21 protein-coding genes are annotated in these 24,355 nt (G+C 70.2%); 13 read left to right on the top strand and 8 right to left on the bottom strand.

The window, feature by feature from the left end:
* Positions 1-3 precede the first annotated feature (3 nt).
* From ACIREO_RS24990 to ACIREO_RS24965, 6 genes are all read left to right on the top strand, one after another.
* On the top strand, positions 4-1,449 hold the full coding sequence (locus ACIREO_RS24990; protein WP_404113939.1) for a hypothetical protein: 1,446 nt from the start codon (positions 4-6) through the stop codon (positions 1,447-1,449).
* A gap of 84 nt (positions 1,450-1,533) precedes the next feature.
* Positions 1,534-2,799, top strand: a complete 1,266-nt coding sequence (locus ACIREO_RS24985; protein WP_404113937.1) for an ABC transporter substrate-binding protein — start codon at positions 1,534-1,536, stop codon at positions 2,797-2,799.
* 2 nt (positions 2,800-2,801) lie between these two features.
* Positions 2,802-3,713: a carbohydrate ABC transporter permease gene (locus ACIREO_RS24980; protein WP_404113936.1), complete on the top strand. Its 912-nt coding sequence runs from the start codon at positions 2,802-2,804 to the stop codon at positions 3,711-3,713.
* Positions 3,710-4,552: a carbohydrate ABC transporter permease gene (locus tag ACIREO_RS24975; protein ID WP_404113934.1), complete on the top strand. Its 843-nt coding sequence runs from the start codon at positions 3,710-3,712 to the stop codon at positions 4,550-4,552. The genes ACIREO_RS24980 and ACIREO_RS24975 overlap by 4 nt, the downstream gene beginning before the upstream one ends.
* A 105-nt stretch (positions 4,553-4,657) precedes the next feature.
* Positions 4,658-4,999, top strand: a complete 342-nt coding sequence (locus tag ACIREO_RS24970) for an L-rhamnose mutarotase (RefSeq protein WP_404113932.1) — start codon at positions 4,658-4,660, stop codon at positions 4,997-4,999.
* 208 nt (positions 5,000-5,207) lie between these two features.
* Positions 5,208-8,357 (top strand): carbohydrate-binding protein, encoded by a 3,150-nt coding sequence (locus ACIREO_RS24965; protein WP_404113930.1) that lies wholly within the window; start codon positions 5,208-5,210, stop codon positions 8,355-8,357.
* 51 nt (positions 8,358-8,408) lie between these two features.
* Here ACIREO_RS24965 and ACIREO_RS24960 read toward each other — a convergent pair whose 3' ends face one another.
* On the bottom strand, positions 8,409-9,158 hold the full coding sequence (locus ACIREO_RS24960; RefSeq protein WP_404113928.1) for a FadR/GntR family transcriptional regulator: 750 nt from the start codon (positions 9,156-9,158) through the stop codon (positions 8,409-8,411).
* A gap of 281 nt (positions 9,159-9,439) precedes the next feature.
* On the opposite strand from ACIREO_RS24960, the gene ACIREO_RS24955 reads away from it, so the two are divergent.
* Together ACIREO_RS24955 and ACIREO_RS24950 are read left to right on the top strand one after the other, a co-directional pair.
* On the top strand, positions 9,440-10,630 hold the full coding sequence (locus ACIREO_RS24955; RefSeq protein ID WP_404113926.1) for a mandelate racemase/muconate lactonizing enzyme family protein: 1,191 nt from the start codon (positions 9,440-9,442) through the stop codon (positions 10,628-10,630).
* Positions 10,627-11,286, top strand: coding sequence for a ThuA domain-containing protein (locus ACIREO_RS24950; RefSeq protein ID WP_404113924.1), 660 nt, complete (start codon positions 10,627-10,629; stop codon positions 11,284-11,286). The genes ACIREO_RS24955 and ACIREO_RS24950 overlap by 4 nt, the downstream gene beginning before the upstream one ends.
* Before the next feature lie 49 nt (positions 11,287-11,335).
* On the opposite strand, the gene ACIREO_RS24945 is transcribed toward ACIREO_RS24950, so the two are convergent.
* The 5 genes from ACIREO_RS24945 to ACIREO_RS24925 form a co-directional block, all read right to left on the bottom strand.
* Complete coding sequence (locus ACIREO_RS24945) at positions 11,336-12,379, bottom strand: LacI family DNA-binding transcriptional regulator (protein WP_404113922.1); 1,044 nt, start codon at positions 12,377-12,379, stop codon at positions 11,336-11,338.
* Positions 12,380-12,453: 74 nt separating this feature from the next.
* Entirely contained in the window at positions 12,454-13,626 is a 1,173-nt protein-coding gene (locus tag ACIREO_RS24940) for a fumarylacetoacetate hydrolase family protein (protein WP_404113920.1), read from the bottom strand.
* 10 nt (positions 13,627-13,636) lie between these two features.
* Entirely contained in the window at positions 13,637-14,443 is an 807-nt protein-coding gene (locus ACIREO_RS24935; RefSeq protein WP_404113918.1) for an enoyl-CoA hydratase/isomerase family protein, read from the bottom strand.
* A complete protein-coding gene (locus tag ACIREO_RS24930) occupies positions 14,440-15,543 on the bottom strand; it encodes an extracellular solute-binding protein (RefSeq protein ID WP_404113916.1) in 1,104 nt (367 codons plus the stop codon). The genes ACIREO_RS24935 and ACIREO_RS24930 overlap by 4 nt, the downstream gene beginning before the upstream one ends.
* Complete coding sequence (locus ACIREO_RS24925; RefSeq protein WP_404113914.1) at positions 15,540-16,748, bottom strand: CaiB/BaiF CoA transferase family protein; 1,209 nt, start codon at positions 16,746-16,748, stop codon at positions 15,540-15,542. The genes ACIREO_RS24930 and ACIREO_RS24925 overlap by 4 nt, the downstream gene beginning before the upstream one ends.
* Positions 16,749-16,960: 212 nt before the next feature.
* Between ACIREO_RS24925 and ACIREO_RS24920 the strand changes: the two genes are divergently transcribed.
* The 4 genes from ACIREO_RS24920 to ACIREO_RS24905 all read left to right on the top strand — a co-directional run bounded on the left by ACIREO_RS24920 (position 16,961) and on the right by ACIREO_RS24905 (position 22,441).
* Entirely contained in the window at positions 16,961-17,707 is a 747-nt protein-coding gene (locus tag ACIREO_RS24920; RefSeq protein ID WP_404113912.1) for an SDR family NAD(P)-dependent oxidoreductase, read from the top strand.
* Positions 17,704-18,771: an aldose 1-epimerase family protein gene (locus ACIREO_RS24915; RefSeq protein WP_404113910.1), complete on the top strand. Its 1,068-nt coding sequence runs from the start codon at positions 17,704-17,706 to the stop codon at positions 18,769-18,771. The genes ACIREO_RS24920 and ACIREO_RS24915 overlap by 4 nt, the downstream gene beginning before the upstream one ends.
* Before the next feature lie 98 nt (positions 18,772-18,869).
* A complete protein-coding gene (locus tag ACIREO_RS24910) occupies positions 18,870-20,870 on the top strand; it encodes a DUF4139 domain-containing protein (RefSeq protein WP_404113908.1) in 2,001 nt (666 codons plus the stop codon).
* A gap of 8 nt (positions 20,871-20,878) precedes the next feature.
* Positions 20,879-22,441 carry a mucoidy inhibitor MuiA family protein gene (locus ACIREO_RS24905; protein ID WP_404113906.1) on the top strand — a complete coding sequence of 521 codons (1,563 nt, stop codon included), beginning with the start codon at positions 20,879-20,881 and terminating at the stop codon, positions 22,439-22,441.
* A gap of 108 nt (positions 22,442-22,549) precedes the next feature.
* On the opposite strand, the gene ACIREO_RS24900 is transcribed toward ACIREO_RS24905, so the two are convergent.
* Positions 22,550-22,999: a spore-associated protein gene (locus ACIREO_RS24900; RefSeq protein WP_404113904.1), complete on the bottom strand. Its 450-nt coding sequence runs from the start codon at positions 22,997-22,999 to the stop codon at positions 22,550-22,552.
* 318 nt (positions 23,000-23,317) lie between these two features.
* Here ACIREO_RS24900 and ACIREO_RS24895 point away from each other — a divergent pair, with 318 nt between their 5' ends.
* On the top strand, positions 23,318-23,866 hold the full coding sequence (locus ACIREO_RS24895; protein ID WP_404113902.1) for a tellurite resistance TerB family protein: 549 nt from the start codon (positions 23,318-23,320) through the stop codon (positions 23,864-23,866).
* Positions 23,867-23,931: 65 nt separating this feature from the next.
* Here ACIREO_RS24895 and ACIREO_RS24890 read toward each other — a convergent pair whose 3' ends face one another.
* Entirely contained in the window at positions 23,932-24,348 is a 417-nt protein-coding gene (locus ACIREO_RS24890; RefSeq protein WP_404113900.1) for a thiol-disulfide oxidoreductase DCC family protein, read from the bottom strand.
* Positions 24,349-24,355 lie beyond the last annotated feature (7 nt).

Below are 24,355 nucleotides of genomic sequence, written 5' to 3'. Positions count from 1 at the left end.
GCCATGGAACACCGCACGACCAGGCCGGACACGGCCGCGCTGGCCGGCTGGCTGCACAGCTGGGTGACGGACGAAGGGGCGGTCAACGGCTTCCACAACCACAGCGTGTGGGGGACGAATCCGTTCACCTTCCTCGACTTCACCAGCGGACACACCACGTTCGCCGGTCCAGCCGTCGGCGCCCTCGCCCAGGCTCTGGCCGAGCAGCCCGACGAGCGGGGCATCGCGCTGCTGCGACGGCTGCTGCGTTACCAGTCCACCGAGGTGCAGGACGACGGCCAGTACCAGCACATCGGCTTCCAGGTCGGGGAGTCGGCCACCACCGGGCTCATCCACAACGCCGTCGGCAGCCTCGGCATACTGCTCGCACTCCGGCACGCCCGCCATCTGCTGCCGGCCGGCGAGGTGAGTGACGCGCTGGCGGCCGTCCGGCGCAATCTGGACGCCTGCGAGATGTACGGCGGCGGCCGGGCGGGCGAGGACGGCACCTGCAACCAGGAGTACGCGCGGGTGTGGGTCAAGCAGCTCTACACCGAACTGGCCGACGACAAGACGTACGCGGATCAGATACCCGGGGATCTCGCCACCCTGGTCGCTCTCTTCCACCACCGGGGAGTTCCCGACGCGGAGAGCGCCGGCACCTTCCGCACCGCCCGGGACCGCGCCGAGGGCGGCATCCTGGAGCCGGCCGAGTACTACGGTCTGATGATCGTCCCTCTGGTGCTCGGCTACCGGGCCCAGGGCGACCCCGAGCTCCTGGCCGAGGCCAGGCGCCTGTGCCGGCACGTCGCCCGCTCGGCCTGGACGGACTCCACCGGCGCCACCCGCTACCACCGTTACTGGTACGTCCAGGGCGAGCGTTCCCTGAAGACGGACACACCCATGCTGATCGCGGGCATGGGTCTGACCCTGTACGGCATCCACGAGGTGCTGGCCGAGGGACCGGACCCCGAGCTGGAGGCCTTCACCGAGGCCTGCCTGGCGACCTACGCCCGCTATCAGACGCCGGCCGGCTACTTCGCCTCGGCGAGCGGCTGGCACAACGAGGCCGACATCGCGCCCAGCACCGCGTGGCACGCCCACGACCTGATGTTCCTGATGGCCAGGCTCGGTCCGGGGGAAGGTTTCTGGGACAAGGTGCTCTCGCCCCCGGAGCGTCAGTCGGTGCTGGTCAGCGACCGGGCTTTCTGGGCCGAGTCCGGTGTCCACTGGTGCGTGCGCTCCCCGCTCACCGCGGGAGATCTGCACATCTACGGCCGTAAGGACAAGGACACCTTCACCCGGGAGTTCTTCTCCTGGACGGACCGTGAGCCGCTGCCCGAGGACCTTCACTACCCGGGCGTCCCCGAGTTCTTCGTCGCCAACGACGGCATCTACCGCGTCGACGGCGACGAGGCGCCCACCGATGTCACGGCCGTCGGTCCCTTGCCCTACCGGGGCCGGCTGTGACGCCGGACCGCATGTCCCATGCCCCACTGCCCATCGGATGTTGACCCCCAGCTTTCCCCATCCAGGAAAAGAGAGACGACAATGATGTCTGCCCACAGAGGGAGCAGGACGCGCCTCGCCGCCCTTGCCGCCGTGGTTCCGCTGACGCTCCTCGCGGCCTGTTCGCAGGGCACCGGCTCGTCCGGCGGCGAGGACGGCGAGATCCGGATGATGGTCAACCTGACCGACAACCTGGACCAGGCCTACTGGGAGAAGCTGGTCAAGCCGTTCGAGGACAAGACGGGTCTGAAGGTGAAGATCGAGGGGCCGACCGGCAAGTCCGTCGCCGAGTCCTTCCCCCAGCAGCTGGCCGCCGGCACCGCGCCCGACGTCATCCAGTCGATCTTCCCCGACGACGACACGGCCCCCGAGCTGCTCGACCTCAGCGATGAGGCCTGGGCCGGGGACACCCCGATGTTCGACGAGTACGCGATCGGCGACGCCCATTACGCCGTCGGCGTCGGCACCCAGACGCAGTCGCTCGTCTACTACAACAAGACCGCGTTCCAGAAGGCCGGCATCAAGGGCACCCCCACGACCTGGGACGTGCTGGCGGACGACATGGCCAAGCTGAAGAAGGCCGGCTACACGCCGATGCAGACCGCCGGGGACTACATGACCGGCCTCCAGCTCCAGCAGATCTTCCACCCCGCGCTCAACCAGGCGCACCCGAAGTGGCAGAGCGACGTCAAGGGCGAGAAGCTCACTGTCGGCGATGCCTATGAGCCGGTGTTCAAGAAGTACGCGGAGTGGATCGGCGACGGCTACATACGCAAGAGCGACGTAGGTCTCAACCCCTCGCAGGCCGACGGCAACTTCGTCGGGGGCAAGGTGGGTCTGTACACCAACGGCAGCTGGTTCGCCGCCACCCTGGACAAGGCGGGCAAGCTTCCCTTCGAGGTGGGGGTGTTCTCCCCGCCGGTCGACGACAGCAAGAGCTACCCGGGCCCGCAGGGCGCCACCATGGCCAACCCGTACATGGTGAACAAGGGCGCCACCGACGCGGACGGCGCCAAGCAGCTGGTGGAGTACATGGTCACCGACCCGGCGGCCGTGGAGACGCAGCTCGGCTCCGACGGGGTGTTCCGGCAGGGGTCCGAGGTCGAACAGACGGGTGTGTCCTCCCGGATCCAGAGCGTCCTGGACGACGCTCCCGAGCTGGTCGCCGTGGGTGAGGGCCAGGGCAACGTCCGGCTGCCCGTGACGGGCTTCAACCCGAAGTTCACCGAGGTCGCGCAGAGCCTCTACACCGGAGCGAGCCCGGCCGACGCGGCCAAGGCCATCGACCAGTGGGTCGACGAGAACCGCTGATCATGGCACTCAAATCCACTGGGAAGCCGCGGGGATGGCGCAACGCGGGCGCCGCCGTCAGCATGGTCGTCCCCGCGGCCCTCCTCTACGCCGCTCTGCTGGTCGTACCGGTGATCTACGCGATCTACTACAGCTTCACCGAGTACAACGGATTCCCCAGCCGCGTGCCCGAGTTCATCGGCCTGGAGAACTACCGGACAATCTTCGGCTCCGACGACATGACCGGCACCATGGTGGTCACCGCCGTGGTGGCCGTGGTGGGCGCGATCGCCGTCAACCTGGCCGCGCTGGGGCTGGCGCTGCTGCTGCAGCGCACCAACCGGTTCAACACCTTCGGCCGTGTGGTCATGTTCTACCCGCATGTGCTGAGCGCGCTGGTCGTCGGGTTCCTGTGGCAGGCCATCCTCGGGCCGCAGGGTGTGGTCAACACCATGCTGGAGAAGGTCGGGACCGACGCCCTGCCCTTCCTCAGCGACCCCGACTGGGCCCTGTGGTCGATGATCATCGTCATTGCCTGGTCCCTGTTCGGCGTCCAGCTGATCCTCTATCTGGCCGGCCTCCAGACCGTGTCGGCGGACCTGCTGGAGGCGGCCAGGCTCGACGGCGCCAACCGGTGGCAGACGTTCCGCGCCGTCACATGGCCCTCGCTCGCGTCCACCGTCACGGTCGCCGTCATCACCTCCGGCATCTCGCTGCTGAAGACGTACGACGTCGTCGTGTCGCTGACCGGAGGCGGTCCCGCCGGGTCCACCAAGACCCTTGCCTACTCGATCCTCGCAGTCTCGTTCCCCCAGCGGGACATCGGCCTCGCATCGGCCCAGGCCGTGCTGCTGATCCTCGCGGCTGCGGCCCTGTCCCTGACGGTCCTCTTCCTGCGCAGGCGCGCCGAGGACGACGCGGAGTCCATCGGATGAAGAAAACACTCACCTCGGCCGCCCTCGTCCGGGTGGCGTTCATCGGCCTGGTGTCCCTCGGCATGCTCGTGCCGATGTACATCCTGGTGGTCAACGCCTTCAAGGACCAGCAGGACATCCTCGCCAATCCGTTCACGCTGGACTTCGGCTCCGCCACCCTCCAGCACCTCGCGGACGCCTGGAACAACCCGGACTTCAGCATTCTGAAGGGCTACGGCACCACCATCGCGCTGGTGCTCTGCGTCAACATCATCGCGATGGGGGTGTGCGCCCCCGCGGCGTACGTGCTGGCCCGGACGCCCAGGACGATCTCCCGGGTCCTGCTGTTCTTCTTCATCGCGGGCATGTTCATCCCGACCCAGGTGATTCTGGTGCCGGTCATCTTCGTGCTGCGGGCGATCGGCCTGATGGGCACCATGCCGGGGCTCATCCTGTTCATGACCGCCACCACCGTCCCTTTCACGCTGTTCGTGTTCTTCGGCTACATCAAGGTGCTGCCCAGGTCGCTGGACGAGGCGGCGGCCATCGACGGGGCCGGCAGGTACTACACCCTGTGGCGCATCATCCTGCCGCTGATGCGGCCGATCCTCGCCACCGTGTTCATCCTGAACTCGCTCAGCGTCTGGAACGACTTCGCCAGCCCTCAGATGATCCTGGGCCCGGGGAGCGGCGTCTACACGGTGACCACCGGCGTCTACGCGGCCGTCGGGCAGTACTCGACCGACTACACCAAGGTGTTCCCGACCTTGCTGCTCGCGGTGATCCCGATTCTGGTGATCTTCGTCGTGATGCAGCGTCACGTCATGAGCGGCCTCGCCGCGGGAGCGGTCAAGGGCTGACCGCCGAGTGCCTCCGCTCACGGACCTCGACCGGCCCGGCCACCGCGCCCGGCCGGCGGAGGTCGCTCTCCCCCGCTCACCAGCCCCCACAGAGGAGTCAACACCATGTCCGCACCCCGGGCCCCACGCCGCGTCGCGTCCGTGATCCGCCTGCGTCCGGAACAGGAGGAGAAGTACCGGGAGTTGCACAGGGCGGTCCCCCAGCCGGTGCTGGACACGCTCTCCCGCGCGCACATCACCTCGTACTCCATCTTCCTGCGCGACCACACCCTGTTCTCGTACTACGAGTACACCGGTGAGGACTACGAGGCCGACATGGCCGCCATAGCCGCGGACCCGGCCACCCAGGAGTGGTGGACCCTGACCGATCCCTGCCAGCAGCCCCTCGACTCGGCCGGGGCCGGGGAGCGTTGGGCGGACGCCGAAGAGGTGTTCCACCTGGACTGATCCGCCGGGTTCGCTTCCCTGCCGTCCGGATGCTTGCGCCCGGCCCGACGGGGCCCTAGATTGCACATGTCATACATGTTCTGTTATCCCTGTGGCCTACGTCCCGGGTGGCTCCACGAGTTCGCGTGTCGCGACCGTGAGAGGAACATGGCATCCAATGAAAGGCTCCTCCATGGTGAGAACTGGGAGACGACCGGCGCGGATCGTGATGACCTCCCTCGCGCTGGCGCTGGTGACGGGCGTCGGCGCGCCGGCGGCCGGGGCGGCGGTGGCGGCACCTGCCTCAGCCGCCTCCGCCTCGGACCTGACGGTCCATGTGTCGGCCGACGACGGCGACGACGGCAACAGCGGTGCCGCGGACGCCCCTCTGAAGACGATCACGGCCGCGCGGGACGCCCTGGCCGGCCGTACGTCCGCCGAGGCACGCGGAACGGTGTACATCCGCGGCGGGACATACGTCCTCGACGACACGATCCGGCTCGAGGGAACCGCCAACTCGTGGGTCACGTACACGGCGTACCGGAACGAGAAGGTGACGATCACCGGATCGCACGAACTGCCGGCCGGCGGCTGGTCCAAGCTCACCGACCTCCCCGACGAGACCCTCTCCGAGCCGCAGTACTCCTCCAACAGTCGCCTGAACACCCCTGAGTTGCGTGAGGGCGTGTATGTGTACGACCTGGGCGCGCACGGCATCGACCCGGGCACGCTCTACAAGAACGGCTTCAACTGGGTCCAGCAGCCGTTCGCTCCGGAGCTCGTGGTGGACGGCGGAACCCAGGTGCTCGCCGAGTACCCGAACGGCAACGCGTGCTCCACGAAGGAGACCGGGTGCCATCTGTGGGGCACGGGCGACAAGTGGGACGCGGCCGGTCCCGAAGACCTGATGAACGTGGATCTCGACGCCCGGTTCGGCCCGGAGAGCGACTGGAACGGCTCCGGCACCACCCCACGGGCCCAGTTCGAGGACAAGAAGCAGCAGCTCCCCGCCTCCGAGAACCGGGACACCTGGTCACCGGAGGAGATGCGGCGCATGACCCCGTCGGTCTTCACCGTCGGCGGACGCGCGGCGCAGGACGACCGCTTCAGGAGCTGGGCGCCCGAGGCCGTGCCGACGGTGGACGACCTCGGCACCCGTGGGATCGGCGACTACTCCGACGTGCCGGTCCAGCTGGACCCGCGGTGGATCGACGGCATCGACAACACCACGTCCGAGACCGAGGGATGGCTCTCCGGCTACCTCGGCAACAACTACGCCAACGACATGCTGCGCATCCTGTCGTGGAGCGGCGACACGCTGTACACGAAGTACCCCTCCATGTACATCCCGCAGGACTCCTGGACCAAGGTCAAAGTGCTCAACGTCCTGTCGGAGATGGACACGGACGGTGAGTACTACATCGACCGCTACCAGGACAACGACGTCCTCTACTACCGTCCGCAGGGCGGCACGATCGAGGGCAGGACCACCACGCTGCAGACGTTCGACAAGAACTTCATGCTGCTGGACTCCACCCGGGGTGTGACGGTGCGCGGCCTCTCGATGACCGGCTCACTGGTCAGCGGGGTGCAGCTCCTCGACGCCGTGGACACGCTCATCGACGGGGTGGACATCTCCAATGTGAGCATGGACGCGGTCCGGATCGGCCGCACGACCGACACGATCACCAGCATGCCCGACTACGAGACCCTGCAGGGTGGGCACGACAACGTCGTGCAGAACTCCTACCTGCACGATCTCGGAGGCGGAGGCGTCCTGCTCGGGGGCGGCGACCGCCGGACGCTGGAGCGGGGGAACAACGTCGCCCGACACAACGAGATCACGCGCTTCTCCAAACTCGCCACGTACACCCCGGCCGGCTACATGTACGGGGTCGGCAACACCTTCGAGTACAACTACGTCCATGACGCACCGCACATGGCGGTGCAGATCATGGGCAACGACATGCGCGTCAACCACAACCACTTCTACGACGTCGTGAAGAACGCCGGAGACCAGGGCGCCGTCTACGCCGGACGCGACTTCACGTACCTCGGGAACGAGATCGCCTACAACCACTTCGAGAAGGTCGGCGGTTCGAACGACGCGCTGTACATGGACGACGGAGCGACGGGTGTCAGGTTCCACCACAACGTGGTGAACGGTTCGAACTCCGGCGTCAACCTCAACTCAGGACACAGCAACACCGCCAACGACAACGTCTACATCGACGTGAAGCACGCAGGCCACGGCGGGATCTATCACAAGAACGGCGAGACACGCCTGCCGCTGGCCAACAGCTGGGTGCTGGAGAGCCGGTACAACGCCTTCCTCGACGTCCGCGAGGACGAGAAGTACACCGCGACCCCGGAGTCGGTCGCGGCCTGGCACGAGCACTACACCGACGGGAAGCAGAAGTACTCCGACGGCACGCCGGTCACATACCCGGAGATCACCGACTGGTACGTCCCCCGGGTGACCGCGACGGGCGAGGAGTGCACGACGGCCGCCTACTCGACCGAGGGAACCAACGGCTGCGGCCGGGCCACGGTGTGGGACGACCCCGACTCGGTCTGGGTGCCGTCCAGGGTCGAGATCGACCATGCGGTGATCGTCGGCTCCTCCCTCGGGTTCGTCGAGACGAACACGACGTTCTCGGAGCCCACGTCCGTGTACAACGTGTCGCGGTGGAGCGACAAGGTCAACACCGCGAGTCTCTTCGCCGCTTCGGTCGCGGAGACGGGTCTCGACCTGGACACCCTGAAGTTCTCCGGCTCCGGCACGGTGGCCGCCTCGTACGGGGCCGACTGGATCGCGGAGTGGAACCACGGCGTCACCTCGGAGGGGATCGGCCGTCCGCAGCGCGGCGACACCGAGGCTCTCTGGAAGACGGTCGACCGGGCACGGCAGGTGCTCTCCGACGAGCCGGGCGGGGAGGCCGGACCGCTCACCGCGGCACTGACCGCAGCGACCGGTGCCGGCGAGGACACCGGCTCCTACCAGGAGCGGATCGACGGCGCCGACTCGGCACTGGAGAAGGCGATCGAGGCGTATCGCACGGGCCGTTGGTCGGCGGCGAAGGCCTACGACAAGGGTGACACCGCCTTTTACGGCGGCCGTGCGTACGAGGCCCTGTGGTACGCACGCGGAGAGAAGCCGGGCACGTCGGCCACTGGCGCCTGGGCGGAGAGCGGTGCTCCCGTGAAGTGCGCGGGCGGCACGGTCCCGGCGTGGACGGCCTCCTCGGTCCATGTCACCGGGGACACGGTCGAGCACGGCGGGCGGCTGTGGACCGCGAAATGGTGGACCCGGAACGGGACTCCGGGTGACGCGAACGGCCCGTGGCAGGACGGAGGCGCCTGCGCGGCCGAGGCGTAGTCCCCCGCACGGGGCCGGGGCATCCGCCGGACGGCGGGTGCCCCGGCGTTCTCACGCCTCGGTCGTGCCGTGGGGGCGGCGGCGCTCCCACGAGGACGTGATGTGGAACCGCATCGCGTCCGCGGCGCCCTCCGCGTCCCGCGCGAGCACCGCCGCGGCGACCTGGGCGTGCGCCTCGTGGGTGAGGTCGATGTCCTCGCGCGTCGGGTCACCGCTGTACTGGGGTGACCGGACCGCCTTCCCCTGGATGCTGGAGACGATGGCCCGCCCGAACGCGTCCTGCGACGCCCGGTGGATGATCTCGTGGAACTCGATGTCCGCACGGGTGTAGGCCGTGGGGTCGCCCCGGAGGCCGGCGAGTTCGTCCAGCTTGGCCGAGAGGGCCGCCGCCTGGACGTCGTCGATGCTCCGGGCCGCCCGGGCGGCCATGGCGCATTCCAGAGTCGTCCTTATCTCGATGAGGTTGTCCAGGAAGACCAGCCGGTCCTCGCGCTGGAAGAGCGCGTCGAGGATCAGTGGGTCGAGCAGGCTCCACTGCTCCTGGTCGAGCACAACTGTGCCCCAGCCCTGACGAGTTGCGACGAGGCCCTTCTCGGCGAGGGTGGTCGTCGCCTCGCGGATCACGGTGCGGCTCACTTCGTACTCGTCGCACAGGTCACCCGCCGACGGGAGGGCCGTCCCCGGGGGGTACTCCCCCAGCACGATGGCCGTCGTGAGACTCCGGACGACCGCTGCGGCGAGCGGTGGCCGGCGCCGTTGATGACGGGACACGGCAACGGTGTCCGCGGATGGCTTGCTCATCTGGTCAGAGACTCCCCAATGTGTGTGCAGGTCTGCCGGCCCTGCCGTCCGACGTCCCAAGGCTAGCGGAACATGCTAAGGTCATCACTCGTATCACAAGTTATGACTGATAGTCGCGGGAGAAACGGGGCCGCGCGGACGCCGCCCCGGCGGCGGGGGTCCCCGCCGCGGCTCCGAGCACCGTCGCTCACGGCAGGCACCCGCGCACATCCGGTCGGACCTCTCGAAGCGCGCGGCGCACATGGTGACCGTGCGACGCGCGCAGACCAAGGAGAAGCGCGATGCGAATCACCGGATACCGGTCCCTTGCCACGGTGCACGAGTGGGGGCGACCGGTGGGCGACGTGAACGGCGTCGTCGCGAGCGGCATCACGGAAGTACCCGTCCTGCTGCTGGAGACGGACGAGGGCCTCACCGGCGTCGGCCTCGGAAGTCACCCGGACGTGCACCGCGTGTTCCCCGCGCTCGACGGCCAGGATCCGCGGGCGGTCACCTCGCTGTACGACAGGATGCTCTCCTACGTCTTCAAGTCCGGGCACGGCGGCCATGTGTTCGGGACCATCGGTGCGCTCGACATGGCGCTCTGGGACCTCAAGGCGAAGATCGCTCAGGAGCCGCTGTGGCGGACACTGGGGGCCGCCGACCGCTTCGTGCCAGGCTACGCCTCGGGTCTGGAGTACGCACTCACCGACGACGAGCTGGTGGCGTTCTACGAGCGTTGGGCGGAACGCGGTTTCACGGGTGCGAAGGTCAAGGGCGGGCTGGACGTCGACCGCGACGTGCGGCGCCTGACCGCCGTCCGTGACGTCCTGCGCGTCAACAGCGAACGCCCCGCGCTGATGTACGACGTCAACGAGTCCTGGGGTGCCCACCAGGCGGTGCGTCTCGCACGGTCGGTCGAGGACCGTGTCGACCTCACCTGGATCGAGGAGCCGGTCCGGCGATGGGACGTCGCCGGACACCGTGCCGTCGCGGCCGGTATCCGCGCGGCCGTCGCGACGGGAGAGAACCTGACGGGCCTGGAGCACTACCGTGCCCTGCTCGACGCCGGGGCGGTGGGGGTGGTGCAGACCGGAAGCGTGTGGGGCATCACCCATTTCCTGCGGGTCTCGACGCTCGCGTACGGACACAGCCTGCCGGTGAGCCCCGTGGGGTACAACGCCAATCCTGTGGCGCACGCGGCGGCTTCCGTCCCGAACCACCTGGTGACCGAGGTCCAGGACCTCACCTCCCCGGTCGGGCTACGGGTGGACCAGGAGATCGCGGACGGCGGGATCGTCCTCGGCGACACGCCGGGGCTCGGCATCGAGGTCGACGAGGCGAAGATCGCCGCACAGGCCGCCTCCGGCCAGTGGTCCGTCCCGGGCGGCCCGCACGTCCGTCCGCTCGACGCGGGTCTGCGGCTCGCGCCCGGCGGCACCGCCGGACACACCGCCGGGAGCCGGCGGCCCTACGAAGGGATCGCGAAATGAGTGCACGCAGGGCCCTGGTGGTCCGCGGAGGATGGGAAGGGCACGATCCGGCCGGCTGCACCGGGCTGTTCGTACCCAGGCTCGAACGCGCCAGGTTCGACGTCACGGTCGCCGAGGACCTGGCGGCGTACGAGGACGCGGACCTCCTCGCCGCCACCGACCTCGTCGTCCACTCCTGGTCGGGCGGTGAACTGACCTCCCGGCAGGAGACCAATCTGGTCTCGGCCGTGGAGGCCGGCACCGGGTTCGCCGGCTGGCACGGCGGCGTCATCGGGACGAACGTGGGGAACGCGCGCTACCTGCGGATGGTGGGCGGGCGGTTCCTCTGGCACCCGGACGGCTTCCAGGACTTCACCGTACGGATCGCCCGGTCGCCTGACCGCGACGGACGCATCACCGCAGGGATCGGGGACTACGACGTCGTCACCGAGCACTACTGGGTGATGACGGACGGCCTGAACACGGTGCTGGCGACCTCGGTGCTCACCCCCACCGGCGAACAGTGGGACGAGCCGGTCGAGTTCCCCGTCGTATGGACGCGCCGCTGGGGGGCGGGCAAGGTCTTCGTGTGCACCCTCGGCCACCGCGTCGCGGATCTCGAGGTGCCGCAGACGGCGACGATGGTCGAGCGAGGCCTGGAATGGGCGGCCCGTTGAGCATCCGCTCGGCCGGGCGCACCGGCACCCGGCCCGTGCCGCCGCCCCGTCAGGTGCTCTCGCGCGCGACGACCCGGTAACCGACGTCCCGGCGTGTCACCGCGACGGGGTTGCCGCGCATGCGCGTCAGCAACAGCTCGGCCCCCAACTCCCCTATGAGGGAGCCCGGTACGGCCACCGTGGTCATCGCCGGCACGAGATGACGCGCGAACTCGAAGTCGCCGAAGCCGGCCAGGGCGAGCGTGCCGGGCACATCGATCCCACGCCGGACGCACGCCTGGAGAGCGCCGGCGGCGAACACGTCGCTGGAGAACATCACCGCGTCGGAGTCCGGGTAGCGCTCGAGCGCCAGGTCCAGGAGCGCGACGCCGGTGTCCATGGTGACCGGCTCGGGCCCGGCGTCCACCGTGCGCGGTGCGGCGCCGCCCAGAAGATCACGGACCGCGGCCGTGTAGCCGTCGAGGCGTTCCGCCGCCCGGGGGTCGCCCGAGGTGTGCCGGCCCGCGAACGTGATCCGGCGCCTGCCACGCTCCACCAGGTGCGCGACCATGGCCGATGCCGCCGCCGCGTTGGAGAAGCCGACCAGCAGGTCCAGCGGCTCGTCCGACCAGCCCCAGGTCTCGACGACGGGCACCCCGGCCGCTCCCAGCAGGACGCGGGTGCCGGGGGTGTGGTCCGTGCCGACCATGAGCACTCCGTCCGGCCTCCGGCCGAGGAAGCTGCGCAGCACCTCCTCCTCGTGCTCCGGCCGGTAGTCGGTCGTCCCGACGAAGATCTGGTAGCCGTGGGCCGCCAGGGCCGTCGAGAAGGCGTGGACGGTGTCCGCGAAGACCGAGGCGTTGATCTGCGGCACCAGGACGGCGACCGTGCGGCTCCGGTTCGAGGCCAGGTTGCTGGCGGCCAGGTTGGGCACGTAACCGGTCGCCGCGATGGCCGCCTCGACCTTGCCCCGGGTCACGTCCGACACCGACAGAGGATCGCGCACGACGCGGGAGACCGTCTGGGCGGACACCCCGGCCGAGGCCGCCACGTCCGACAGGGTCACCGAGCGGGTGGCGGAACGCTTGCGGGGGCGGCGGGGCGGTTGAGTCACACCGGAGACGATATCCATCGCTCCGCCCACCGCCCCGTCGCCCCGGCCCCGCCCGCCGGCCGCCGGGCCTGTCGTCACAGCGCTCCCCGTGCGGAAAGCGACCGCATCAGATCGGCGAGGCCGAAGGTCCACGGCTCGCAGGCCTCGCTCGCCCTGATCCGGTTGACGAGTGAGCCGAGCCGGGGCGTGGCGATGGTGACCAGGTCGCCGTCGTGATGGGTGAATCCCTGGCCCGGCGTGTCACGGTCCTCCACCGGGGCGAACATCGTACCGAGGTAGAGCACGGCACCGTCCGGATACCGGTGGTGCGGACCGGTCAACTGGGCGGCGAGGTCCAGGGGATCACGGCTGATGGCGGACATCGACGACACCGCGTCGAGCCGGTACCCGTCGTCGCCCTCGACGGTCAGGCTCACGGCCGCCCCGCGCACATCCTCGATGCCGAAGCCCGGCTCGAACAGTCGCACGAGCGGCCCGAGTGCCGCCGAGGCGTTGTTGTCCTTCGCCTGAGGCAGAAGGAGAGCGGAACGGCCCTCCACGTCACGGAGGTTGACGTCGTTCCCGAGCGTCGCACCGACGGTCTCCCCCGCAGAGGAGACGACGATCACCACCTCCGGCTCGGGGTTGTTCCACCGCGACGCGGAGTGCACCCCGGCATCGGTGGCGCTGCCGACGGCGGCCAGCACGGGGGCCTTGGTGAAGATCTCGGCGTCGGGGCCGATGCCGACCTCAAGGTACTGGCTCCACACCCCCTGGGCGACCAGGATCTTCTTGAGGGCCGCGGCTTCGTCGGAACCTGGCCGCAGAGAGGCGATGTCGTCGCCGATGAGGCCATGGATCTTCTCCCGCATCTCCGAGGCCCCGGAGGCGTCGCCTCGGATCCTCTCCTCGATCACGCGCTCCAGCATCGACACCACGAAGGTGACGCCGGCGGCCTTGACCGCCTGGAGATCCACCGGGGCCAGCAGCCAGGGCAGTTCGGGATCGCGTGTGTCGGGCGGGGTGTTGGCGAGCAGCTCGTCGAGCCCGGCGAAGCGCTCGCCGTCGGCGGCACGCAACGCCCGTGCCGGATCCCGCGTCTCGCACAGGTCCCGTACGGTCGCGAAGCGTGCGGTCACATCATGGACACCGCTGTCGCGGACAGCGACGACGGACGGGCCGAGACCGGGCCGCCAGACCCGGCCGACGAGAGCCCCCTCGGTTCCGTCGTCCGGCAGGGTGGCGGCTGCGTCGGGCCACTGGTTCATGTCGTTCCTCTCAGCGCTTGCGGAAGACGGGCGGGCGCTTCTCGGCGAACGCGCGGCGGCCTTCGGCGGCGTCCTCGGTGGCGAAGCAGATGGTCTGCAGGTCCCGTTCGTAGGCGAGGGCCTGGTCCTCGGGGAGGTTTCCGGCGGCGCGGAGGTTGATCTTCGCGGTCTCGGCGGCCACCGGGGCTCTCGACGCGATCACGAGGGCGAGCGAACGGGCCCGGTCTGGCAGCTCCTCGGGTGCCACCACCTCGCTCACCAGGTGCCAGGCCAGCGCCTGCGCGGCGTCGACGCGTTCGCCGGTGAGCAGCATCATCGCGGCGTTGCTGGGACCTGCGGCGCGGTCGAGGAACGCGGCCATGCCGCCGCCTCCGATCCAGCCGAGGGTGATCTCGGGTGCGCCGAAGGAGGCGGTTTCCGAGGCGATGCGAATGTCGCAGGAGAGCGCGGTCTCCAGACCGCCGCCGAGGGCGTAGCCACCGACCGCCGCGATGGTCGGGGTCCGGGCCTCACGGATGGCGTCGCAGTAGTCCACGCGGTTACGGAACTCCCACGGCGTCCGGTAGCCATCCAGTTCGCGGATGTCCGAACCCGCGCTGAAGGCCCGCCCGCCGGCGCCGGTGACGACCAGGGCGCGGACGTCGTCGGTGGTGTCGCACCATTCGACGGCGCGGACCAGGGCGCGGGACATTCCGGGGGTGACGGCGTTGAGCTTCTCGGGCCGGTTCAGGGTGAGGGTGGCCACGCGGTCGGCCACGTCGAGCAGCACGTGCTCGGTGCCGAGGTCCGGCGGGGTGCTGGTGGTGGTGTCGCTCATGCTCGTCCTTCCTTCGGGGTCCGGTTCATGAGGCTGGTCCGGTAGAGCGCGCGCATCCGGTCGAGTGCCGCCCTGTGGCCGGTCTCCTTGGCGAGTGCGTCCCGGACGACGGCGGACGCCGCGGCCTGGAAGCCGATGTATCCGGGGTGCCGGGGCCGGACCCAGGCCTGTTCGCAGGTGGCGGTGGTGCGGCGGTAGAAGTCCGCGGCGACGATCGCCGGATCGCTCCACGCGGCCCGCGCGCTGGGCTGCCCCCTGTGCTTCGGCAGAAAGTCGCACTGGGCGGCCGGGGACATCAGCCAGCGTATGTGGTCCAGCAGTTCGGGCCCGGGGGTGCAGCGGGAGCTGACGGCGAGTCCGGTGCCGCCGAGGGTGGAACCCGGACGTCCCCCGGGCCTGGCCGTCGGGGCGTCGGTGAAGGCCAGCCGGTCCGCGTAGGTGACGTAGCCGTAGACCAGCGGGCAGTGCGCCAGCAGGTCGGTGTGCGACATCAGCTCCAGCAGCCCGATCGGGTTGAGCGTACGTGTCTCGGCCGGGGCGGCGGAGTCGACGGCCGCCATCAGGTCGAGGGCCGCCAGTCCCGTCCCGTCACCGATGAGTTCGTCCGGGCCGGAGGCCGGCTCCTCCCCCAGGGCGACCGCGACGGAGGCGAAGGTGAGGAACGCGTGCGGCCCGGCGAGCGACAGCGCCACCGGCGCGCGCCCGGCGAGGCTCCGGACCTCGTCCCAGGTGGCGGGCGCCTCTCCGACGAGGTCCGTCCTGGTGGCCGCGACCTGGGTGGCCGCGTCCAGCGGGAGCGCCCACTGTCTGCCCTCCATCGCGTACGAGCGCATGGTGGGACCGATCGCGTCCGCGCGCCAGCGGTCGAGTTCCTCCGGAGTGAACAGGTCGTCCAGTGGTAGCAGGCAGCCGGCGTCCAGGGCCTCGCCGAGGTGCGGGTGGTCGAGCACGACGAGGTCGTAGCGGGCGCAGAGCTCGTCGACGGGGCGGGACTCGAAGCCTTCCAGCGGCTGGACGGACCAGTGCACGAGGCCGCCCGCCGAGGCGGCGAGGGCGTCGTGTCCACGGGGGTGGTCCCATGTCAGTCCTGCGTAGGTCACGAGGTCTCCGCCACGGTCCCGGAGCTGAACAGCGCCTCGATCTCCCCTTCGTCCAGGCCTGCTTCGGCAAGAATCTCCCGGGTGTGCTGGCCGGCGAGCGGTGCGCCCCGGTCGATGCGCGGCGGCGTCGCGGAGAACTTGTACGGGAAGCCGGGCACCTTCACGCGGCCCTCGGTGGGGTGGTCGTAGGTGACGAAGGTGCCGTTGTGCCGGATCTGGGGGTCCTCGACCAGGTCCGCGTAGCCGTAGACCGGGCCCGCCCAGATGCCGGCTGCCTCGAAGGCGTCGAGCCAGTGGCGGGTGGGCCGGGTGAGCAGCCGGGCCGCGGTACGGGCGAAGATCTCGTCGCGGTGGGTCCAGCTGTGCTTCTCGTCCTCCATGGACAGGAACGACTCCTCGCCGATGATCTCACCGAGCGTCTTCAGCGGCGGGAAGGCGAGAACGAGGTAGCTGTCGGAGGTCTGGAAGGCGCCGTAGGGCGCGCGGATGTAGACGTGCGCGTGCGGCTCCTCTGAGCGGGACTGCGGCAGTCCGCCGACGGTGTGCACCGAGAGCTCCTGCATCTGCAGGGTCGTGATCGCGTCGAGCATGTTGACCGTCACGAGCTGGCCCTCGCCGGTGCGTTCGCGGTGCAGCAGCGCAGCTAGCACGCCCTCGAACGCGGTGGACGCGGTGACGGCGTCCACGAGGTACTGGCCCGCCGCCCGCGGCGGCTCCCCGGCCCGGCCGGTGGAGAGCATGGCCCCGGACATCGCCTGGAGCAGGAGGTCCTGACCGGGGCGCTGGGCGTACGGGCCGTCCTCGCCGAAGCCGGAGATGGAGACGTACACGAGGGAGGGGTTGATCGCGGCGAGCGAGGCGTGGTCGACGCCTAGCCGGGCGGCGACTCCGGGCCGGTAGTTCTGGAGGAAGACGTCGGCGTCGGCCACGAGTCTGCGCAGCACCTCCTTGCCCGCCGGGTCCTTGAGGTCGACGGCGAGCGAGCGCTTGTTGCGGTTGAGCGACAGGAAGGACACGTTGATCCGGTTGCCGCTCGCGCCGCCGGCGGCGGCGTGGCGCTGCCACTCGCCGGTGACCGGCTCGACCTTGACCACGTCGGCGCCGAGATCGCCGAGCCGCTGCGCCGCGAAGGGACCGGCCATGGCGATGGAGCAGTCGAGGACCCGGTATCCGGCGAGTATGCCGGGCTTGTCGCGCGTCGTCATGGGACTCCTTGGAGGAGAGGAGGCGAAGGAGGGAGAAGAGGGAGGAGGGTGCGCCGAACTCGTCGCTTCGTGACTGTATTTGTCGTTCCGCACCCTGTTGTTAGCGCTACCGGTAGCGCTAACATGCACGCTAAGCGGGCTCCGCTCGCAGTGTCAATGCCACGATCCGCCCCTTCGGCACCCGGCCGGCACCGGGAAGATGGGACCCACCGATGAAGCAACAGCAAGCCGCACTCGTGACGGGTGCCGGAGGCGCCCTGGGCCGGGCCATTGCCGCCCGCCTGGCCGCCTCGGGACACGATGTCGCCGTACTCGACCGCGACGCCGCGTCGTTGAAGGAGACCGTCGAACAGGTGGAGAGGGCCGGCGCCCGGGCGCTGGCGCTCACCACCGACCTGCGCAACCCGCAGGCTGTCGAGGACGCCGTCGCCCGGTCCGCGGCTGAGCTGGGAACCCTGCGCGTCCTGGTCAACAACGCCGCCGTGTACCCGAGCCGGCCGTTCCTCGACGTACCGCTCACCGAGTACGAGGACGTGGTGGCGGTCAACCAGCGGGCCTACTGGGTCGCCGCGCAGTCCGCCGCGCGCCGCATGGTCTCCACGGGTGGTGGGGCGATCGTGAACGTCGCGTCGATCACCATGCACGGAGGCTGGGACTCGCTCGCCGCGTACATCTCGACCAAGGGCGCCGCCGTCGCGCTCACACGTGCACTCGCCCGGGAACTCGGCCCGGCGGAGATCCGCGTCAACTGCGTCTCCCCCGGCGCCTTTCCCACAGCGGCGGAGGAGATCCACGAGGACCCCGAGGCCTACCGGCGCCACGTGCTCGAACGCCAGTCCCTCAAGCGGCGCGGCCGCCCCGAGGAGCTGGCCTCGGTGGTGTCGTTCCTCTGCGGACCCGATGCCTCCTTCGTCACCGGCCAGTGCCTCGAGGTCAACGGAGGGTGGGTGATGTCATGAAGCTGAACGGACGCGACTACGACCGTCAGGCCCTCGCCCGGCTCGCCGGCGACCTGAGCGCTGCGGGCGGCGTACGGTCCGTCGTACTGGACGACGGTTCCGAACGCGGGATCCGCACACTGGAGTTCCGTACGGGGGCGGGTCTCTCCTTCGACGTTCTCGTGGACCGGGCCATGGACCTGGGCGGAGCGGAGTTCGAGGGCCGTGGCTTCGGCTGGCGCTCCGCGACCGGTTTCCGCCACCCGGGCCTGCACGAGTACCGGGACGACGACGGCCTCTCGATGATGCGCAGCTTCTCGGGACTGCTGCTCACCGCGGGCCTCGACCACACGCTCTTCGGAGCCGAGGTCGACGCCTCGCAGTACCACTACCCGCCGCGTCGCACCGTGTCGCACGGGCTGCACGGACGGATCGCCAACCTGCCTGCCCGGCTCACCGGTTACGGCGAACAGTGGCAGGACGACGGAAACTGTGTGCTGTGGGCCGAGGGAGAGGTGCGCCAGGCCGCGATCTTCGGTGAACATCTGCGGCTCACCCGTCGTATCGAGGCGGATCTCGGCGGCACGGAGATCCGGCTGACCGACCGGGTGCGCAACGCGGGCTTCGACACCACACCGCACATGTACCTGTACCACATCAACATCGGCTGGCCCTTCCTGGACGAGGGCGCGCGGTACGAGATGCCTGTGCGCCGCACACTGTGGCAGAGCGACAGCGTCGCCGAACAAGGTGTCTCGAACACCTCCATGCCCGGCCCGCGCACGGGGTTCGTCGAACAGGTCTACGAACACGAGCTGGAACCGGACGCCGACGGCCGGGTCCGGCCCCGTCTGGTCAACGAACGCCTCGGCGTGTACTTCGAGTTGGAGTACGACGCGGCGCAGTTCCCCGCCTTCTTCCAGTGGCTGCATCTGCGCGAGGGGGCGTACGCGGTGGGCTTTGAACCGTCCACGCACCACGTGGAGGGCGAGACCGCGGCCCGTGAGGACGGTTCCATGACGTTCCTGGCTCCCGGCGAGGAACGTGTCTACACGACCACGTTCCGGGTGGGGCGGCTCGGCTGAGCTCTCCGCCGGGCCGCCGCGGGTCAGGACGAACACCTGAGGACACGCGCGGCGGCCCGGGCGTAAACTCTGCCCGGAACCGACGGGGGGCAGAACACATGACGGGCGATGCGGCGGAGCGGTGGGGGTCGGTCCTCGACTCCGTGGTGGTGTACGGCCAGGGCGCGGTCTGCCGGCGTCTGGCCCGGGGCAGTGTGCCGCCCGGCGGCAGGGTGCGGGTGACGGGGCTGCCCCGCTCACTCGATCCGGGTTCGCTGCGGGTCCGCGTTCCGGGCGTCCGCGGGATGCATGTCAGCGAGGCGCGCGTGGAGGTCGAGGCCGAGCCGCTCGGCGCTCCCTCGCCCGACGGCTTGCGGAGCACCGTCGAGCGGCTGCGCGAGGAGGCCGTGGCGGCACGGGGCCGCCGGGACCACCGCTTGAGCCTCATCGAGGAGGTCAGGGCTCTGCGCCCTGTCCCGCCCGCCCGCCGGCGCGAGGACGGACACCGCCGCACCCCGGCCGACGCGTGGCTGGAGCTCGCCGGTTTCGTGGAGGAACGCCTGACGGGCCTGCACACCGGCCTCGTCGAGCTGGAGGAAGCACTGCGGCGCGCCGAGCACGAGCTCGAGACCGCCGCGGACGGACTCGCCCGCGCCTCGACCGACACCCCGTCAGCACATGTGGAGACCACGGTCTCCGCCGTGCTGACCATCGATGTCTCCGGCACCGACGACCCCGCTGCCGAGGTGGAGCTCGAAGTCGAGTACGGCGTGCCGGGCGCGGTCTGGGTGCCGGCCTACCGGCTCGCCTGCCGTCAGGGCGAGCGCAGTGGCCGGCTGGTGCTGCGTGCCTCGGTGGCACAGCGCACCGGCGAGGACTGGACCGGCGTGACCATAGGCCTGGCCACGGCGGATCTGCGGCGCGGGACCGACCTGCCGCGGCTGCGCTCCATCCGGATCGGACGCAGTCAGCCCTCGTCCACTCCTGCCGGCTGGCGCGAGCCCCCGGCCGGTCTCGCCGATCTGTTCACCGGCTACGACGCTGCGGGGCCCCGGCCTGTGAGCCGCGCCGCGCCTGTGGCCGCCCCTGCTGCCGGGGGGCCGGTCGCCCCACCGCCACCGCCGCCCGTGCCCCAGGCCTACGGGGGGCCTCCCGCGCCCTCGGCAAGGGCGGGCGCCGCCGAGAGGCGGCGTCCCGCGGGCATTCCCTCCGCGGTCCCCGCCCCCATGGCACCGGGGGGATCCGCCCCGCAGGCCTCCCCGTTCCCGGCGCCGGAGACCGGCCCGCCACGGCCGAGCAGCGCGGAACTCGACTACGCCGCCCTCGTCCTGCGCGGTCCCGAAGCGGAGGGAGACAGCAGAGGGAGGCTGTTCCCCGGCTCTCCCTTCGACCCGGTGGCGGTCGAACACCGCCGCCGCGCCGAGTCGGTGGCCGCGCTGCCGCTGCCCGGGCATGCCGTCCGCCCCCGGGAGTCCGCGGGGTCCTTCGACCACCGCTTCGACACCGCCGCACGCACCGACATCCCGTCGGACGGCACCTGGCACACCGTCACCGTCGGCGAGGTCGCCGTGGGCACGCACACCGAGTACCTCTGCGTCCCGTCCGTGGAACAGACGGCGTACGCGACCCTGGTGCTCTCCAACGCCACCGGCCAGGCCCTCCTCGCCGGCCCGGTGGAAGTCACCGTCGACGACGACTTCCTGTTGACCGCCGCCCTGCCGACGCTCGCCCCTGGCGGCGTATGCAGGGTCGGGCTCGGACCCGCCGAAGGCATCCAGGTCACCCGCCGTACGAATCTGTACGAGTCCACCTCGGGTCTGCGCAACAGCACCACCGTGCTCGACCACCGCGTCCATGTGGAGCTTGCCAATCGTCTCGCCGGGCCGGTCACCCTCCAGATCCGCGAGCGGGTGCCCGTCACTTCCGAGCCGGATGTCCGGATCGAGGAGCGGGCCGACTGGGCGGCTCCTGAGGACGGCCCGGGGCCCGATCACCACGCCTCGGGCACCCGCGTCTGGCGGGTGGACCTGCCCGCCGGCGGCACCGCCGTGCTCGACGGCGGCTACGAGATCCGAATGCCGGCCGGCAAGGCCCTCGTCGGCGGCAACCGCAGGAGCTGACACACGCCATGACCACGACTCCGAAGCCGATCGCCCTTCCTGTCACCGCCGTGACCTGCCTGGAGGATCGCGCCCACATCGAGCGTGGCGCCGTGCTCGACCTGGAGGCGGGGGTCCAGCGGCTGCGTCTCGGCCCCGTCAGTGCGCTGGCCGTCGACCGGACTCTCCACGCGGAGCTGTCCGCCGATCACGCCGCGACCGTGCTGGACGTCCGGATCACCCGCAGTTGGGTGCCTCGCGGGCCACTGCAGGACACCAGGCACGACTCCGCTCTGCGCCTCCGCGTACACGCCCTCCAGGGGGAACAGCTCGCCCTGGAGCAGCGGCGGGACCGGCTGCACGCCCACCGTGACCTTCTCGCCCGTCTCGCCGCGGATCTGCTGCGGGAGATCGGTGAGGGTGCCGGCTTCGGGGAGACGGACACGTCCCGCTGGGCCGGTGAACTGGACCGGGTCGACGACGAACGCGCCTCCTGCGGCGAGCAGCTGCGCACCGTGGAGGCCAGGCTGATCTCCCTCCACGACGAACTCGGGCAGACCGAGCGAGCCATGCACGCGTCCGAGGAGGAGCCCGCCGAACTCGTCGGCCATATAGAACTGACGGTGGAGACCGCGGGCGCCGGGCCGGTCGCGCTCCGCCTCACCCACCTGACCTCGTGCGCGCTGTGGCGGCCGGCCTATCGGGCGGTACTCGACGGTGACTCCCTGACGCTGGAGACCGACGCGATGGTCTGGCAGCGGACCGGCGAGGACTGGTCGGACGTACGGATGACGCTGTCGACCGCCCGCTCCGCGCTCGCCACCGAGCCGCCGCGCCTCGGCGAGGACCGGCTGACGCTCACGGACCGCTCGGCGGCGGAGCGCCGCACGGTCGGTGTGGAGATTCGCGAGGAGGAGATCGGGACGCTCGGCCCGGCCCCGGTCGTGGGCCTGCCGGGGGTGGACGACGGTGGCGAGGCGCGGGTGTTGCGGTCTCCCGCGCGGGTCTCCGTGCCCGGTGACGGCCGCGCTCACCGCGTGCCACTGTCCGCTTTCACCACGGAAGCACGCAGTGAGTACGCCTGTTCACCCGAACTGTCCCCCCTGGTCACCCGGGTCGTAGGGTTCGACAGCCTGGCCGGCCACGCGCTGCTCGCCGGGCCCGTGGATCTGGTCCGCGACAGCGGATTCGCAGGCCGCGGCACGCTGGACTTCACGGCCCCCGGCGCCCCGGTCGAGCTCGCCTTCGGCAGCTGCGACGACCACCGTGTGGTCCGGCATACCGAGGAGTCACGGGACACTGCCGGAATCACCCAGCGGACCGTCATCACCCGCACGGTCCGACTGCATCTGTCCCGGTTCTCCGCCCCCGGCGAGCAGGGCGACCGGGTGGTCACCCTACGGGAGCGGCTTCCGGTCTCGGAGGTCTCGGCCGTGGAGATACGCGTGCGGAAGGGTTCCTGCTCGCCCGAGCCCGACACGGTCGACGCCGAGGGCATCGCCCGCTGGGACGTCACGCTCCCGCCCGACGGCCGGCGAACGGTCACCCTGGTCTACGAGCTGTCGGCGAGCGCCAAGGTCACCGGGCTCTGATCTCCGCCCCCGGAGCCCCGGGGGCGGCGGCGGTCCCGGCAGACAGTTCCCTGCCCGGCCCGCCGCCGCTCACGGCACGGGGCGGCTCCCCGGCTTCACGAGGTGGGATCAGCGGATCTCGGTGACCCGCTGCTCCTTGCGGGCGGCGCAGTTGGAGTTCTCCACCGACACGTACACGTTGTCGATGTTGCCGCCCCAGCTCACGCAGTAGCCCTTGCCGTAGACGTAGCCCGGACCCGCGTACGAGGTGAAGTTCCCGTCGTCACCGGCCCATGCGTCGGTCGCGGGGACGTAGATGTACGCGGACATGTGCTTCGCGGTGCCCGGATTGGCGCGGATGCTCGCGACACAGTTCTGACCGTTGGAGGAGTTGTACGTCAGGTAGACGGTGCCCAGCGAGCCGACCGGCACGGAGTTCACGGTCTTGTAGGCCTTGCCGCAGACACCTTGCGGCGTGACGTTCGGTGCGGCGGAGGCCGTCGTGCTGAGCGCGACCGTACCACCCACCGCCAGTGCGGTGAGCGCCCCTACAGCCGCGACATTGCGAACGAATCTCATATTTCCCCCTTGTGTCCCTGAGAGCGGTTTACTCCCACTTGATGTGACCCTCGAACGGCACGGATGGTTGCACTGCGTCCACCGAACGTGAAGGAACGGACGACCGGCCCACGACCCGCGGTTGTCACCCCGCCGCCAGGATCTCCACGCCGAGCTCCTCGATCTGACCGACAACCGCGTCACCGAGTCCCCGTCGGCGATCACTCCGCAGCCGGAAACCGTCGGCCACTTTGCGGAACCTTTACCCATGGCCGGCCGTTGGGTGGGTGAACGCACCGCGCTCGACCGACAACTCAGACGAAGACCGAGGTGACCTCAATGGCAGTGTGGGACCGGCTCAAGGATCAGGCCAGGACTCTGCAGCAGTCCCAGGGAGCACGCGGGCAGACCGCCGGGCGGAGTGGCGGACAGGGATCCGGTGGCGGTTCGCGTGCCAAGCTGGTCAGCACGCTGAAGTCACAGCTCGGTTCTCTGAAGACGGAGCTGAAGAGCGGCGCCTACCGCGATGCGAGTATGGCGATGTGCGCCCTCGTCGCGGCCGCCGACGGACATGTGGACCCTGCCGAGCGTCAGCACGTGGAGTCGATGATCCTCGGCAACGACGTCCTGCAGAACTTCCCGCCGGAGCAGTTGCGCCAGCGCTTCAACAAGCATGTGGACCAGCTCGGTCTCAACTTCCAGCAGGGCAAGGCCGATGCCATGCAGGAGATCGTCAAGACCACGAAGAAGCCGACCGAGGCGAGGGCAGTGATCCAGACCGGCATCGTCATCGCCGGTTCCGACGGCGACTTCTCCCAGGCCGAGCACATGGTCCTGCGAGAGGCCTGCACGGCGCTGGGGCTGTCCCCGGCGGAATTTCAGCTCTGACCCGAACACACCTCAGGTCGTCCCACGACGGAGCGGTTCCGGGTGCGCGCCGGTGGGACCTGCGCTCAGCGCACGGTCCGCGAATCGGGTGGCCAGGTGCGCTGCCGGCGGTCTGCGGGGAGTGCACAGGCCGGCGTGCCCCCCGGCAGCCGCTCGCGGTTGTTCGCGATGAGCCGGTAGACGCCGTGGGCGATCCAGCGGAGGGGAGGCAGGGTCAGCAGTGCCCCCAGGACGGCCCAGCCTCTCCCCGCGTTCAGCAGCAGCTTGGCGACGGCCTGCGCGCCACCGTGGATCAGCCCGGACGGCGTGATCCACAACAGTTCGTACTCGGCTCGCTCCCTGGCGGCACCGAGGGAGCCCATCTCCGCGAACTGCCAGGGGGTGATCTCACAGCTCGGCCGGAGCCGGCGTTCGGCGAACAGCACCGAGGAGGTACAGAAGGCGCAGTCTCCGTCGTAGATGAGCACAGGTCGCGTCCGCATGACTTCA

It is taken from the genome of Streptomyces sp. NPDC102441 (assembly GCF_044765585.1).
Lineage (GTDB): Bacteria > Actinomycetota > Actinomycetes > Streptomycetales > Streptomycetaceae > Streptomyces.
This window is presented reverse-complemented; position numbering and strand designations above follow the sequence as displayed.

Coding starts and splice junctions, on each gene's coding strand:
- ACIREO_RS24955 (WP_404113926.1), top strand. CDS start 9,440: ATGCGAATCACCGGATACCGGTCCCTTGCCACGGTGCACGAGTGGGGG.
- ACIREO_RS24975 (WP_404113934.1), top strand. CDS start 3,710: ATGAAGAAAACACTCACCTCGGCCGCCCTCGTCCGGGTGGCGTTCATC.
- ACIREO_RS24935 (WP_404113918.1), bottom strand. CDS start 14,443: ATGAGCGACACCACCACCAGCACCCCGCCGGACCTCGGCACCGAGCAC.
- ACIREO_RS24925 (WP_404113914.1), bottom strand. CDS start 16,748: ATGACGACGCGCGACAAGCCCGGCATACTCGCCGGATACCGGGTCCTC.
- ACIREO_RS24900 (WP_404113904.1), bottom strand. CDS start 22,999: ATGAGATTCGTTCGCAATGTCGCGGCTGTAGGGGCGCTCACCGCACTG.
- ACIREO_RS24990 (WP_404113939.1), top strand. CDS start 4: ATGGAACACCGCACGACCAGGCCGGACACGGCCGCGCTGGCCGGCTGG.
- ACIREO_RS24910 (WP_404113908.1), top strand. CDS start 18,870: ATGACGGGCGATGCGGCGGAGCGGTGGGGGTCGGTCCTCGACTCCGTG.
- ACIREO_RS24960 (WP_404113928.1), bottom strand. CDS start 9,158: ATGAGCAAGCCATCCGCGGACACCGTTGCCGTGTCCCGTCATCAACGG.
- ACIREO_RS24970 (WP_404113932.1), top strand. CDS start 4,658: ATGTCCGCACCCCGGGCCCCACGCCGCGTCGCGTCCGTGATCCGCCTG.
- ACIREO_RS24920 (WP_404113912.1), top strand. CDS start 16,961: ATGAAGCAACAGCAAGCCGCACTCGTGACGGGTGCCGGAGGCGCCCTG.
- ACIREO_RS24950 (WP_404113924.1), top strand. CDS start 10,627: ATGAGTGCACGCAGGGCCCTGGTGGTCCGCGGAGGATGGGAAGGGCAC.
- ACIREO_RS24905 (WP_404113906.1), top strand. CDS start 20,879: ATGACCACGACTCCGAAGCCGATCGCCCTTCCTGTCACCGCCGTGACC.
- ACIREO_RS24985 (WP_404113937.1), top strand. CDS start 1,534: ATGTCTGCCCACAGAGGGAGCAGGACGCGCCTCGCCGCCCTTGCCGCC.
- ACIREO_RS24890 (WP_404113900.1), bottom strand. CDS start 24,348: ATGCGGACGCGACCTGTGCTCATCTACGACGGAGACTGCGCCTTCTGT.
- ACIREO_RS24980 (WP_404113936.1), top strand. CDS start 2,802: ATGGCACTCAAATCCACTGGGAAGCCGCGGGGATGGCGCAACGCGGGC.
- ACIREO_RS24895 (WP_404113902.1), top strand. CDS start 23,318: ATGGCAGTGTGGGACCGGCTCAAGGATCAGGCCAGGACTCTGCAGCAG.
- ACIREO_RS24965 (WP_404113930.1), top strand. CDS start 5,208: ATGACCTCCCTCGCGCTGGCGCTGGTGACGGGCGTCGGCGCGCCGGCG.
- ACIREO_RS24915 (WP_404113910.1), top strand. CDS start 17,704: ATGAAGCTGAACGGACGCGACTACGACCGTCAGGCCCTCGCCCGGCTC.
- ACIREO_RS24940 (WP_404113920.1), bottom strand. CDS start 13,626: ATGAACCAGTGGCCCGACGCAGCCGCCACCCTGCCGGACGACGGAACC.